This is a genomic window from Campylobacter lari subsp. concheus, from assembly GCF_008245025.1.
GTDB lineage: Bacteria > Campylobacterota > Campylobacteria > Campylobacterales > Campylobacteraceae > Campylobacter_D > Campylobacter_D concheus.
In genome coordinates this window covers 524,256-537,153 of sequence record NZ_CP043426.1, presented here as the reverse complement: position 1 = coordinate 537,153, position 12,898 = coordinate 524,256, and the positions used below count along the sequence as shown (strand labels likewise).

Annotated in this window: 14 protein-coding genes; 9 read left to right on the top strand and 5 right to left on the bottom strand. The window is 29.1% G+C overall.

Annotated features, from left to right (window positions below):
• Positions 1-4 precede the first annotated feature (4 nt).
• A complete protein-coding gene (locus CLCT_RS02855) occupies positions 5-1,855 on the bottom strand; it encodes an aryl-sulfate sulfotransferase (RefSeq protein WP_149062193.1) in 1,851 nt (616 codons plus the stop codon).
• Between the two features lie 43 nt (positions 1,856-1,898).
• Positions 1,899-2,549: a thiol:disulfide interchange protein DsbA/DsbL gene (locus tag CLCT_RS02850; protein ID WP_149062192.1), complete on the bottom strand. Its 651-nt coding sequence runs from the start codon at positions 2,547-2,549 to the stop codon at positions 1,899-1,901.
• A 156-nt stretch (positions 2,550-2,705) separates the two neighbouring features.
• On the opposite strand from CLCT_RS02850, the gene CLCT_RS02845 reads away from it, so the two are divergent.
• From CLCT_RS02845 to CLCT_RS02835, 3 genes are read left to right on the top strand one after another with little or no spacing between them, the layout of a single operon-like run.
• Positions 2,706-4,514 carry an HsdM family class I SAM-dependent methyltransferase gene (locus tag CLCT_RS02845; RefSeq protein ID WP_070255124.1) on the top strand — a complete coding sequence of 603 codons (1,809 nt, stop codon included), beginning with the start codon at positions 2,706-2,708 and terminating at the stop codon, positions 4,512-4,514.
• Positions 4,507-5,529 carry a restriction endonuclease subunit S gene (locus CLCT_RS02840; RefSeq protein ID WP_149062191.1) on the top strand — a complete coding sequence of 341 codons (1,023 nt, stop codon included), beginning with the start codon at positions 4,507-4,509 and terminating at the stop codon, positions 5,527-5,529. The genes CLCT_RS02845 and CLCT_RS02840 overlap by 8 nt, the downstream gene beginning before the upstream one ends.
• A 46-nt stretch (positions 5,530-5,575) precedes the next feature.
• Positions 5,576-5,956: a YbgC/FadM family acyl-CoA thioesterase gene (locus CLCT_RS02835; RefSeq protein ID WP_149062190.1), complete on the top strand. Its 381-nt coding sequence runs from the start codon at positions 5,576-5,578 to the stop codon at positions 5,954-5,956.
• Here the strand turns inward: CLCT_RS02835 and CLCT_RS02830 are convergent.
• The 3 genes from CLCT_RS02830 to CLCT_RS02820 are packed head-to-tail and all read right to left on the bottom strand — an operon-like array spanning position 5,934 to position 8,232.
• On the bottom strand, positions 5,934-7,151 hold the full coding sequence (locus CLCT_RS02830; RefSeq protein ID WP_149062189.1) for a hypothetical protein: 1,218 nt from the start codon (positions 7,149-7,151) through the stop codon (positions 5,934-5,936). The genes CLCT_RS02835 and CLCT_RS02830 overlap by 23 nt on opposite strands.
• A complete protein-coding gene (locus CLCT_RS02825; RefSeq protein WP_149062188.1) occupies positions 7,148-7,759 on the bottom strand; it encodes a uracil-DNA glycosylase family protein in 612 nt (203 codons plus the stop codon). The genes CLCT_RS02830 and CLCT_RS02825 overlap by 4 nt, the downstream gene beginning before the upstream one ends.
• Positions 7,759-8,232, bottom strand: coding sequence for a GNAT family N-acetyltransferase (locus tag CLCT_RS02820; protein ID WP_235362456.1), 474 nt, complete (start codon positions 8,230-8,232; stop codon positions 7,759-7,761). Before CLCT_RS02820 ends, CLCT_RS02825 begins: the two co-directional genes overlap by 1 nt.
• A gap of 138 nt (positions 8,233-8,370) precedes the next feature.
• Between CLCT_RS02820 and rpmH the strand changes: the two genes are divergently transcribed.
• Genes rpmH through mnmE form a run of 6 tightly spaced genes read left to right on the top strand, consistent with a single transcriptional unit; the run spans position 8,371 to position 12,897 of the window.
• Positions 8,371-8,505, top strand: coding sequence for a 50S ribosomal protein L34 (gene rpmH, locus CLCT_RS02815; RefSeq protein WP_012661270.1), 135 nt, complete (start codon positions 8,371-8,373; stop codon positions 8,503-8,505).
• Positions 8,502-8,828, top strand: coding sequence for a ribonuclease P protein component (gene rnpA / locus CLCT_RS02810; RefSeq protein WP_039668201.1), 327 nt, complete (start codon positions 8,502-8,504; stop codon positions 8,826-8,828). The genes rpmH and rnpA overlap by 4 nt, the downstream gene beginning before the upstream one ends.
• A complete protein-coding gene (yidD, locus tag CLCT_RS02805; RefSeq protein ID WP_039668200.1) occupies positions 8,816-9,199 on the top strand; it encodes a membrane protein insertion efficiency factor YidD in 384 nt (127 codons plus the stop codon). The genes rnpA and yidD overlap by 13 nt, the downstream gene beginning before the upstream one ends.
• Positions 9,163-10,743 (top strand): membrane protein insertase YidC, encoded by a 1,581-nt coding sequence (gene yidC / locus CLCT_RS02800; RefSeq protein WP_149062187.1) that lies wholly within the window; start codon positions 9,163-9,165, stop codon positions 10,741-10,743. The genes yidD and yidC overlap by 37 nt, the downstream gene beginning before the upstream one ends.
• Positions 10,727-11,572 carry a Jag N-terminal domain-containing protein gene (locus CLCT_RS02795; RefSeq protein ID WP_149062186.1) on the top strand — a complete coding sequence of 282 codons (846 nt, stop codon included), beginning with the start codon at positions 10,727-10,729 and terminating at the stop codon, positions 11,570-11,572. Before yidC ends, CLCT_RS02795 begins: the two co-directional genes overlap by 17 nt.
• Entirely contained in the window at positions 11,569-12,897 is a 1,329-nt protein-coding gene (gene mnmE, locus CLCT_RS02790) for a tRNA uridine-5-carboxymethylaminomethyl(34) synthesis GTPase MnmE (protein ID WP_149062185.1), read from the top strand. The genes CLCT_RS02795 and mnmE overlap by 4 nt, the downstream gene beginning before the upstream one ends.
• Position 12,898: the final 1 nt, after the last annotated feature.

Sequence of the window (12,898 nt, the reverse complement as noted above, 5' to 3'; positions counted from 1 at the left end):
TTTTTTATTTAAATGCTTTTTCTAAATCAATAGGCATAGCCTGATAACCAACACTTGCTCCACTAAAGCGAATTTGCACTGAAGGCTCTTTAGCTCCCCATTTAAACTCATCTATTTCAGGTTTTGGCTCTCCTATAGCAATACCCTTACTTAAATCAAAAGCCATGCCAGCGCTAGCGCTATAAACCATAATCGAATTCTTATCTTTATAATACTCAACTAAAGAAGTAATAGGCGAAAACCATTTATTGCCTCTTTGTTTACCATATTCCCAAATTTGTTCTACGGTTTTATTTTTTTGATCTATTTTATATACAACCGCTCTTGAATATTTCATCGAAGCAAAAGCAGGTTGTGTTATAGCTCTTGCGTCGCCATTGTCAAAAGCTGTAATGTAAATATATCTTTTATTAGATTTTTCATCTATTCTAAAAGCAGTGTGCTGTGTCCATGTAAAATCAAAACCACCTTCCTTATTTTTATAACCAGGACATTTACTATAATCATCTTCACAAATTATATTTTTTCCATTTTTATCAATAGGTTGTAAAAGTGCTTTTTTATATTTTTCTCCCCAGCCCTTATGTGCTCCTAATATCCATTTTACTTTTTTATCACGGCCAATTTTTATAATAGCACTTTGATGGCGACTTGAAATAATAATGCTATCATCGCTTGGATCATAATCTACGCTATTTACATGAGCCCAGTTACGCCCTACTCCAGTTCCTGCTATATCTCCAAAAATTTCACTTGTATCCATTTTAGCTAATTCTTCATTGCTTAGAGTTTTACCCGCTTTTGAAACATCCACATTTAAACAAACTGCACCTTGATCTAAAACTTTGATAATATTAGCTCTATATGGATCTAAAATTTCAAAAAGCCTCCACTCATCTACTACATTACCATTTTTATCAACTTCTATTATCACATCCCGCACTGAACGTACATTTTTACCATCAGGACGCTTAACATTAGCCAAAGCCGCTCTTAAAAGATAATTTCCATTTGGCATTTGACTCATAGAATGAGAAAAATCTATATAAGAAAAAGGTAAAAGACGGTTAAAAATTTCTCTACCCATTAAATCATATTTTACATATCTTTGACCAAATCCAAAGCTTAACGCCCCATCTGAGTTTTGTCTAAAGCCCATCATGATACCACGATTATAAATATTGTTTTTATCCATTAGTTTATCATTATCTAAATACCAACGAATTTCACCCTTTGTATCGACAATGAAGGCATTAGAAGCCTCATCCCATTCTAAAGCACCACCACTTGGATTATTCCATATAGCTTGAGAGCTTTTTGCACTATATTTTCCTGGAGTATTATTTACTAGATACAATCTATCTTCAAATTCTTTATCTACTTTAAATACTTCCACTTTTTCAAAAGGCACACCTCTTTGCATAAGACTTCCACTTGGCTCTATATTTACCCCACCTGTTGCTATTTTATATACCTCATCTATTACTTTTTCACTTTTTCCAAAAGCACTTTTAGTATAGCTTACTTTTACTGTGTTTAAATACGATGGATAAAGTCCAAAAATAGGAATTCCTCCATAAGTTTTAATTTTATTAGAACTTACCTTATAAGATATGGTTTGTCCATTTGGCTTTGGAACTATAGTCACACTCACATCGCTTAATCTATATCCTCCATCTACAATCACAGCACTAAGCGGGGATAAACCATAAGGATTAAGCTTTATAGCTCCAATTTGTCCTTGTACTTGATAGTCTATCTTAGCCCCACTTGCTCCACCTACAGCTAAAGCTAAATTTGGCGCCAAAACCACACTAGCTAGTAAGCTTAAGCTGATAATTTTTTTAATTTTCATGCTTATCCTTTATAAGATCAATAACACCTTTAAAATAAAGGCATTATTTGACTGAAAGTTCTTTAACTATACGGATTAGTTCTTCTAAAGAAGTAATGTATTCGGGGTTGATTTGATATTTACCATTTACTACAAAAGCAGGTGTGCCATAATTTCTTGAAATTTCATTAGCCACATCATAAGTAGCTAAAAGTTCTTTAGCTTCTTTAGTTTGTAAAAATTTTTGCAATTCTTCTTTGCTAGCACCAATAGCATTTAAACCTATTTTATAAAACAAATCAAGATTATTTAAATTTAACTTTTGCTCAAAATGACTTACAAAATACACATCAGCAAGCTTATGGGTAAGACTTTTTTCACTAGCAACATCTAAACCTAAGGTTTTTTCTTTAAAAGAAGCTAAAGCAAACATCTCATTTAAAGCCCCACCATACTCACTCATAGAACTTACTGAAAAAAGATCATATTTTAAATTTGGCAAAGCCTCTTTAACCTTTGCTAAAGTGTGAAATTGATGATGGGTGTAACAATGAATGCAACGATAAGAAAACACCTCTATTAGAGAATTTTGTGCATTTGGGATAGGTGTTTTTAAAGTAATGTATTCTTTTCCTTCGCTAAGAGCTTGTGCATTTATAGCAAACATAAAGGCTAAAAAGATTATAAGTTTATGAATTTTTTGATTTATTTGCATGTTTTTTCCTTTTATATTTTTAAAATGCAATTTTAACACAAGATGTAAAATCAACCAACATCATAAAGTTATACTTTTATTTTAAATAGATATAATTTGATTTTATATAATTATTTTTTATAAAATAACCTGTAAAAACATAAAGCAAGGAATAAAATGGCTTCTCGTAATGCAATTATCAATACAATAGGCGAAAAATATCTTAGCAGTAATGTTGAAAATGGAGAATTTAGCTACCAAAAAGCATTCAATATTATTAATAAAAAATTTGATGAATTAAAAATAAAAAGACAAAAAAATAAAACTTATTACACAAATGTTGATTTAAGGTTTGTTGATATTGAGTCAAAAATAACAATTTTAGTTGAAACTAAACAAGATTTCACAAAAGATATTGATAGTGCAAAAGAGCAACTACAAGCTTATGTTAGCTATGAAAAAAAACTAACAAATCATTTAATTATCGGTATATTAGCAAACACAACCGATGATAGAATTAAAGTTTACAAAAACGAAATTAATAGCAACAATCTATTAAACAACGAATTAACACTCAAAACCTTTAAAGAGTATATAGATTTATTAAAACCACAAACAACCAATAACCGTGAAGAAGTAATGAAAAACACTTATAAGTTAAATGAAATATTACATCAATATGGAATAAAAGAGAAGTTACGTGGTCAATTTGTAGGAACATGTCTTTTAGCCATAAAAAATAATTTAAGATATGATAATTTAAGTACAAAACAAATTATTGCCAGTATTAAAGAAATATTAGAGCAATTGCTTAATAATAATCCTAATAAATCAGAAAAACTAACTATACTTGATAAAAAAATATTAGAACAACAAGACATTAGACAATTACAAGATAATGTTTTTAGAGAAATCATATCTTTTATTCATAAAAATATATACCCATTTATTAATGAAAAATCCACACAAGGACAAGATTTACTCAATCTTTTCTTTACAACTTTCAATAAATATGTAGGAAAAGATGACAAAAACCAAGCTTTTACACCAGACCACATCGTTTCATTTATGTGTAAAGCAATAGGAATAAATAACAAAAGTAAAGTTCTAGATCCTTGCTGTGGAAGCGGATCTTTTTTAGTTCGAGCGTTAACAGATGCTATAGATGATTGCAAAACTTTAGAAGAAAAAGAAGGTGTTAAAGAAAAGAATATTTATGGTATTGAACGAGAAGAAGTAGCCTTTGGATTAGCAACTACAAATATGCTAATACACGGTGATGGCAATTCCAATATTTACCAAGAAAGCTGTTTTAACATGCTAGATAAATTTGAAGAATGGGGTATTGATAAAGTATTAATGAATCCGCCTTATAATGCTCAAAAATCAGTTTGTCCTAATAGCTACACCGATAACTGGGGGACATCAAAAGAAGATCCTTCAAAAGGTTTTTATTTTGTCTATGAAATAGCAAAAAATGTTAAAAAAGGCAAACTGGCTGTATTATTACCTTTACAATGCGCCATCGGATCATCTAGTAGTATAAAAAAATACAAAGAACTTATGCTACAAGAACATCATTTAGAAGCTGTTTTCACTTTACCTTCTGATATATTTCACCCAGGGGCAAGCGCTTGCGCATGTTGCATGATATTCAATCTAGGTATTAAACATGACAAAGCTTTAATAAAAGAAACTTTCTTTGGTTATTTCAAAGATGATGGTTTTATTAAAAAGAAATATCTAGGTAGAGTTGAGAAAAATAATGGCATATGGAAAGAAAAAGAAAAATTATGGCTTGAATTGTTTGCCAAAAAACAAGAGGTAAGCGGGCTAAGTGTTCTTAGAAAAGTAACTGCTGATGATGAATGGCTAGCAGAAGCTTATATGGAAACAGATTATTCAACTTTAACACAAGATGATTTTGAAAAGACAATTAGAAATTTCTTAGCTTATAAAATAACAATAAGAGATAATAATGAGTAGTATAAAAACAACCGAATGGAAGGTATTTTATTTAAAAGATTTATTTTTACCCATTCGTGGTAAAAGATTAACTATAAACGATAGAAAAAAAGGTAACATCCCATTTATAACAGCTGGTGAAAACAATAATGGAGTTTCTGATTATATTGATAATGATGTAATTATATACAAAGATAAAATTACCATAGATATGTTTTGTAATTGTTTTTATCAACCATATAACTTTGCGTGTGATGACAATATCATTGTACTAGATGAAATTGATATTACAAAAAATATTTCACCTTTTGTTAAACTATTTATTGTTTCTATTATATCTCAAGATAAATATAGATTTGAATATGGAAGACAATATCGTATTAAAAATTTCAATACTCATCAAATAAAATTACCTTCAACTAAACATGGAATTCCTGATTGGAAATTTATGGAAGATTACATAAAATCTTTAAAAAATCAAATACAAAGTCTATATAAAAACAGTTTAGAAACTAAAAATCAAACAAAAAACAGTTCTTTAGATACTAATAATTGGAAATATTTTTTGGTACAAGATTTTTTTGATGTAAAACTTGCCAAAGGTGATTTAAAAAATGATGAATGTGAAAATGGTTTTTATCCATTAATATCATCTGGAATAAACAACTTTGGAATACTTTGCTATACAAATGGACAATCAACAATTTCTAACAAAAAAGATTCTTTAATATTCAAAAAAAACAGCATTACTTTGGATATGTTTTGTAATGCTTTTTATAGAGATAAAGATTTTTATGCTGTAAGTCACGGTAGAGTTAATATACTTATACCAAAAATTCAACTAAACAAATTTCATCTGTTATTTATTACAACACTCTTAAATAATGAAAAATTTAAATTTTCATATGGAAGAGCTGTTTATAGCAATACAATAAAAGATATGAAAATCAAACTTCCGGTAGCTTCAGACAACACTCCTGATTGGAAATTTATGGAAGATTATATAAAATCCTTACCTTATGGGGATTGTATCTAATCTCCGCTCAAAAGAGACACTATCATACCAAACTAAAGGATTTTAAATGCAAATACGAATTTATTATGAAGATACCGACGCAGGTGGAGTTGTGTATCATAGCAACTACTTAAAATTTTGCGAAAGAGCAAGAAGTGAGATATTTTTTCAAAAAAACGCAGAAATTTTTGATAAAAATACAGGACATTTCCTACTTACTAAAGCAAATTGTAGCTTTTTAAAACCAGCTAAACTTGGAGATCTCATAGAAGTAAAAACATTTATCACAAAGCTTAAAAAAGCTTCAGTTTGCATAAAGCAAGAAATTTATAAAGAAAATACTAAACTTTTTGAGGCTGAATTTACCCTAGCTTTTTTAAAAAATGAAAAAGTAGCCCCTATAGATGAGACTATCGCTAAGGTTTTTACTGATTTTGCAAAGGAGTAAAACCTAAGCCTTGCGAGCGAATGATTTTAACCTTATAGTCAAATTGATTATCATTTAAGCTCTCATCAAAAATTCCTTGAGAGTCTTTATCTAAAAACTGCGTATAAAAATAATCAAGCCCCACGCTAGTTGCATACGCTATCCAGTTGTAGTTGATATTTTGCGAAAAAAGCTCATTAAGATAGCTTAGAGTTTGATCCTCATTAGAAATGGAATTTGCTAGTAAAAGTTTTTTTCTATCATTAATTTGCGTTAAGCTTAGCAAAATAGGATTATAATTAATCTGAGTTGATAATAACACAAAAGGCTCTATATCATAAGTTCTTATTTGCGAGCTTATAAGCGCTGTTTTAATCAAAGAAGTATTTAAAATAATACTAGAATCTTGAAAACTTCTATTTTGATTTAAAATACTTCTAAAATCAAATTTAGAACTATTGATAGTGTAAATTTTCTCACTACCATTACCTGCGTTTAAAACATTCTCATCTAAGCGATTTGCCAAAGGTGTTCCATCTGAAAAAATAATATTTTTACCATTTGAATATTCTAAAAGTTTTTGAATTTGTTTTTGATAATCTATACTTCCAAAATACACATTTTCATTTTGCATATCAAAATTTCTTTTATGTGCAGTAGGTATGAAAACTTTTACATTTAAATCAAGATTTTCTTTTAATAAATTTTTCACACCCTTATCTGTAAAACCTGCAATGATATAATTAAATTTTTCTTCTTGAGCTTGCTTAAAAGCTTTAGCTATCTTACTCTCATCTTCTGTGCCTATTAAAAACACCTTTACTTTTATCTGCGCTCTTTGTCTTAGCAAATACGCTATGCTTGAATTTATAATAGTATTAGAATAGCTTTTAATCGTTTGTTCAGGCAAAATAATAGCTAATTTTACACTAGCATTTTTTTGAATTCTTTTTTCAAAATCTATGATGGAATTTAAAAGTTTAGTATAAATATTAACCAAAAGTTCATTTGCATTATCATTGTTAAATCTTGATAAGAAATTAAAATAAAGTCCTGTTTCTAGCAAAGTAAATAAACAATCATTATCACAATTTTGAAATTCTAAATTAGGATAAAAAGACTCACTAGGTTCTATGGGTGATGGTTTTTGCTCTTTTGCAAAAGCACTTAAAGTTAAAACAAAACCCATCATCAAACAAACTAAACTTTTTCTCATAAATAACCTTTTATTTTTTTAATATCTTCTATAAATTCAGCATAAAAGCTAGGATTTTTACTCAAAAAATTCAAATCATAACTTGGCAAAAGCAAAGCATTACTAAAACGCATACATTGCCCTTTGTATTTTTGAAAGTTCCCAAAACCCAAACTTGCAAAAGCTTCTTGACCAAGACATAAAATAATCTTTGCTTTTACAAAATCAAGCTCGTTATAAAAATACGGCAAGCATAATTTTAGCGCTTGATCATCTATTTTAAAATTACTAAAACATTTAAACATATAAGAAAAATATATCTCATCTTCTTTTAAATTTAAAAGCTCTTTACATAATCTTAAAAACTCTTGTTTATTTTTAGAAGCAAAAAACTTTCCACTTTCATTTTCTTCTTTATCAATAAAAGCTTGATAAATCAGAATTTTAGCATTTTTGACTTCTTTTTCCATTAAACCATGCTTTCTTAATTTAGAAAAATGACAAAGATTACAAGTTTTCACTCTTTCATTTAACTCTTTAAAACTTAAGTTAAAATGTCTAATTTGCTTTTGTTCATCAAAGTATTCATAACCAAAAGCTTTTAGATAATACAAACTGCGTTTATTCATCACATCAATGCTTCTAAATTTTCACCCTCTAAACGATAAGTTCTCCACTCACTCATATGTCTTGCATTTAACTTGGTATAAAATTCAATTCCTAAATCATTATCATTTAAACAAACCCACTCTAAGCGTTTAAGATTTTTTTCTTTACAGATTTGCGCTAGATATTTAAAAACAGCTCTAGCATAACCTTTTTTTCTATATTTTGGCTGTATGTAAATATCTTCTAGGTATAATCCACCCAAACCCCAAAAAGATGAAAAAGTAAAATAATACATCACATAGCCTATTATCTCACCATCAACCTTTAGGCTCAAAGCCTTAGCATATTCATGTTTAAAAAATGATTCTTCAAGTTCTTTGCTTGTGCATTTTACATCTTCAAGCATATTTTCATGAATAGCAAGCTCTTTGAGTAATTCTAAAATTTTTTCCAAATCTTCCTTTTTGCTCTCACAAATTTCAAAAGCCATTATTTTTCCTTAATCTATAAAATAAAATCAAAATTTAGCAAAAAGTTTTAAAATAACTCTTAATTAAAAGCAGATTTAAGTAAGATTTTGCTAACATACTCGCTTATTATTTTGTTTTTTATTTTAAGTTAAGGAAAAAATATGAAAAGAACATATCAACCACATAAAACTCCTAAAAAAAGAACTCACGGCTTTCGTGTACGTATGAAAAGCAAAAATGGTCGCAAAGTGATCAATGCTAGACGTGCTAAAGGTAGAAAAAGATTAGCGGTATAAAAGATTTTCTAAGTATTAACGACTTAGGAGAGTTTGCAGCAATTTATAAAGAAGGTAAAAAATGGCATTGCGAAGGCATGATCATCTTTTACTCTTTAAGCGAAGAAAAAAAATTCGCCGTTGTTGCTAGTAAAAAAGTTGGAAAAGCTGTTGTAAGAAATAGAGCCAAAAGGCTCTTAAGATCAGCTTTTTTTCAGGTTAAAAATCAAGTTGAAAACGGAAAATACATACTTGTAGCTAAAACGAGTATTAGCGAAATTCCTTTTTTAAAATTAGAAAAAAACTTGAAATGGGGTTTGAAAAAAATAGGATGCATAAAATAGTTTGTCTAAAACTTATCAGATTTTATCAACTCTTTATCAGCCCTTTTAAACCACAATGCTGTAGGTATTACCCAAGTTGTTCTGAATATGCCTTATGGCAATTTAAAAAAAATAATATTTTTAAAGCATTTGGTGCAGTTTTTTTAAGAATTTTAAAATGCAATCCGTTTTTTAAAGGTGGTATTGATTATCCTAAAATACGCAAGAATAATCTAAACTCAGGTATATGTTTTAAACCTAGTTTTAATGCTTTAAAACAACTCAATTATCTTTATATCCCTTGCAACGATAATCAATTTTTTTTAATTAAGATTATATTTCCAAAGGACAATCCGTGTCAGAAAATTTATCTCAACAAAAACGCATATTAATTGCTGTTGTATTATCATTTTTATTTTTTGTAGTTTATGATTATTTTTTTATCCCCAAAGCTCCACAAACTGAGCAAAATATCACTCAAATAGAACAAAATAACTCAGCTCCACAAAGCACTACAAATACCAACACTCAAGCTCCAAAAACAGAACTTAGTGTTAATCAAAAAGAAGAAATAGCAGTTGTTAAAAGTGAACATTTTGAAGCACATATTGACTCTTTAGGTAGAATAGCTAAATTTTATCTAAGTGATGAAAAATACAAAGATGAAAATGGCAAAAGTATTAATCTAGTAGATACTTCTTTATCACCTTTACCATTAGAAATAAGATTTAGTGATGCAAAAATCAATCAAGAAGCATTTAATATACCATATACCACAAGCCAAAAAACTATCAACGTAAGTGATGAAAACACAACCTTGATCCTTACTCAAAATTTAAATGATTTAGTAGTAACTAAAAAAATCACTTTCCATAAATATGGAAACTATGATTTAGAAGTTAATTTAAGCAAAGATGCAGCTTATTTTATCACTCCAGGTTATCGTCCAAATATAGCGGTTGATAGCTACACAGTACATGGAGTTTTAATCTTAGACAAAGATGATAAAATCACAATGTTAGAAGATGGTGATGTAGAAAATGATGAAAGTTTTTCTAACGTAACTCTTATGGCAGCTTCAGATCGCTATTATAGTGCTTTCTTTTATAATTTTGAAAAACCACTCAATGCTGTAGTTACTAAAGACAATCACGAAAACTCTATCGTTTTTGCAAGCGCAACAAATACTTTTAAAGCAAGTGGTTATGTTGGCTCAAAAGAGCATGAAATTTTAAGAAGTATTCATGCAGCTTTAGATGATGTTGTAGAATATGGTTGGTTTACTTTTATAGCTAAACCTATGTTTGAATTTTTAAATTTCTTACATGGCTATATGGGTAATTGGGGTTGGGCTATTGTAGTGATGACTTTAATTGTGCGTATTATTCTTTTCCCACTTACTTATAAATCAATGATTTCTATGAATAAACTCAAAGATTTAGCACCTAAAATGAAAGAAATCAGAGAGCGTTATAAAGGCAATCCACAAAAAATGAATTTGCATATGATGGAACTTTATAAAAAACATGGTGCAAATCCTATGAGTGGGTGCTTGCCTATACTTATTCAAATTCCAATTTTCTTTGCAATTTATAGAGTTTTACTAAATGCTATAGAATTAAAAGCTGCACCTTGGGCTTTTTGGATTACAGATTTATCTGTGATGGATCCATGGTTTATCTTACCTATATTTATGGGTCTAACTATGTTTATCCAACAACTTATCACACCAATGGCTATACAAGATCCTATGCAAGAAAAGATTATGAAATTTTTACCATTAATTTTCACTTTCTTCTTCTTAACCTTCCCAGCAGGTTTAACTTTGTATTGGTGTGTAAATAATATATGCTCACTTATTCAACAAGTGATTGTAAATAAACTTTTCAAAAACCACAAAAAAGAGGAAATAGCTAAACATGAACATAGAAGCTAAAGACTTACAAACTGCACTCATAGAAGCCTCAAAACAACTTGAGTGCTCTGTGATTGACTTAGAATACGAAGTTATTCAACATGCTAAAGCAGGGTTTTTTGGTTTGTTTAGAAAAAATGCTATTATTTGTATCAAAGGACACAAAAAAACCAAAAAACCTTATCAAGAAAAAGCTAAAAAATTTCAAAATGAAAACTTTATCAAACATTCACAAAAAAATCTTGAAAAAAATGAACACAACAAAGAACACAGAGAAAGTTTTCAAAAACCACTTGAAACTAATGCTCCAACTAAAGAGCATTATAAAGTAAAAAATGATGTTATTTTTGATTCATTTCACAAAGAATCACCAGAAGAAAAAAATATCGCTTCTTATATTGATGAAATAAAAATTTCACTAGAAAATTTACTGGCAACTTTTGATTTTGATATCAAGGTTATACAAGTTAGCGTTTGGGATGAAAACTGCGTATTGATAAAACTTGATGGAGAAGATGCAGCTTTGCTTATAGGAAAAGAGGCTCACAGATATAAGGCTTTTTCTTATTTGCTTTATAATTGGCTTAGTGCTAAATATAAAATTCAGCCAAGACTAGAAATTGCTCAATTTTTAGAAAATCAAACCCAAGCTATAGAAAATTATTTAAAAATTCTTATAGAAAAAGTAGAGAGCGCAGGAAGAGTTCAAACAAAGCCTTTAGATGGAATTTGGCTAAAACTTGCATTGGAAAAATTAAGAGAACGTTTTCCTAATAAATATGTAGCTATTAAACAAAATGATGATCAAAGATATATCGTTGTAAATGATTTTTTGAAGAAAAATGAATGAATGACACTATAGCTGCTATAGCCACAGCCCATGGAGTGGGCTCTATAAGTATCATTAGAGTAAGTGGAGAAAAAGCTTTAGAGCTTGCATTGAAAATTACCCACAAGAAAGAACTAACGCCCCGCTATGCACACTTGTGCAAACTTTATAAAAACAACAATGACTTCTTAGATGAAGCTTTAGTAATTTATTTTAAAGCACCCTACTCTTTTACAGGAGAAGATATAGTAGAATTTCAACTTCATGGGGGTTTTTCTTTGAGTGAAATTTTACTTGATGAGCTTATTTTAGTAGGAGCGCGTCTTGCTAACCCTGGAGAATTTAGCAAAAGAGCTTGCTTAAATGGCAAAATGGATCTTTTAAAAGCTTTGAGTATACAAGATGCCATCATGTCAAAATCAACAAGTGCTGCAAATATCATAGCAAAAAACATTAAAGGTGATTTAAGTAAATTTTTAAATACCATTAGAATGGATCTTGTTCAAACCCTTGCTTTTGTAGAAACAAGCATTGATTATGCAGATGATGACTTACCACAAGATTTACTTGATCAAATCATTACTATGTGTGAAAAAAATTCAAAACTTTTGCGCGATATAGTAGATATTTCTTTAAGCAAAAAAGGACTTATAGAAGGCTTTAAAGTTGCTATTATCGGTAAGCCAAATGCAGGAAAAAGCTCCTTGTTAAATTCACTTTTAGCTTTTAATAGAGCTATTGTTTCTAATATTGCAGGCACTACAAGAGATCGTATCGAGGAAAGTTTAAAAATAGGCTCACATTTAATCAAAATCATCGACACAGCAGGTATAAGAAATGCAGATGATGAGATAGAAAAAATCGGAGTTAATCTAAGCTATGAAAGTATTAAAGAAGCAGATATTATCATAGCTGTTTTTGATGGATCTAAAGAATTTGAAGAAGAAGATGAGCAAATTTTACAAGCTTTAAAAGATTGTGATAAAAAAATCATTTATGTTTTAAACAAAAGTGACCTAGTTACCAAATTTAAACATGAAATTAGTGCTTCATGTATACGCATTTGTGCTCAAGAAAACACCCAAGCCATTAAAGAAAATTTAAATGAATACTTAAATACTTTAGATGGCGATGGAATGCTAATTAGTAATACCTTAATACTCAATGCTTGCAAGAATGCTAGCGAAGCTATTTTGCGTGCAAGGGATTTATTAAAGGAAAGTTCTTTAGAACTTTTTGCTTTTGAACTAAATTTAGCCATAGGAGAGATAGCCCAATTTACAAAAGATTTTGAAAGAGATGAAATTTTAGATGCTATGTTTAGTAATTTTTGTTTAGGTAAATAAA

Coding starts and splice junctions, on each gene's coding strand:
- CLCT_RS02795 (WP_149062186.1), top strand. CDS start 10,727: ATGAACATAGAAGCTAAAGACTTACAAACTGCACTCATAGAAGCCTCA.
- CLCT_RS02835 (WP_149062190.1), top strand. CDS start 5,576: ATGCAAATACGAATTTATTATGAAGATACCGACGCAGGTGGAGTTGTG.
- yidD (WP_039668200.1), top strand. CDS start 8,816: ATGCATAAAATAGTTTGTCTAAAACTTATCAGATTTTATCAACTCTTT.
- mnmE (WP_149062185.1), top strand. CDS start 11,569: ATGAATGACACTATAGCTGCTATAGCCACAGCCCATGGAGTGGGCTCT.
- rpmH (WP_012661270.1), top strand. CDS start 8,371: ATGAAAAGAACATATCAACCACATAAAACTCCTAAAAAAAGAACTCAC.
- CLCT_RS02840 (WP_149062191.1), top strand. CDS start 4,507: ATGAGTAGTATAAAAACAACCGAATGGAAGGTATTTTATTTAAAAGAT.
- CLCT_RS02825 (WP_149062188.1), bottom strand. CDS start 7,759: ATGAATAAACGCAGTTTGTATTATCTAAAAGCTTTTGGTTATGAATAC.
- CLCT_RS02830 (WP_149062189.1), bottom strand. CDS start 7,151: ATGAGAAAAAGTTTAGTTTGTTTGATGATGGGTTTTGTTTTAACTTTA.
- CLCT_RS02845 (WP_070255124.1), top strand. CDS start 2,706: ATGGCTTCTCGTAATGCAATTATCAATACAATAGGCGAAAAATATCTT.
- CLCT_RS02850 (WP_149062192.1), bottom strand. CDS start 2,549: ATGCAAATAAATCAAAAAATTCATAAACTTATAATCTTTTTAGCCTTT.
- CLCT_RS02855 (WP_149062193.1), bottom strand. CDS start 1,855: ATGAAAATTAAAAAAATTATCAGCTTAAGCTTACTAGCTAGTGTGGTT.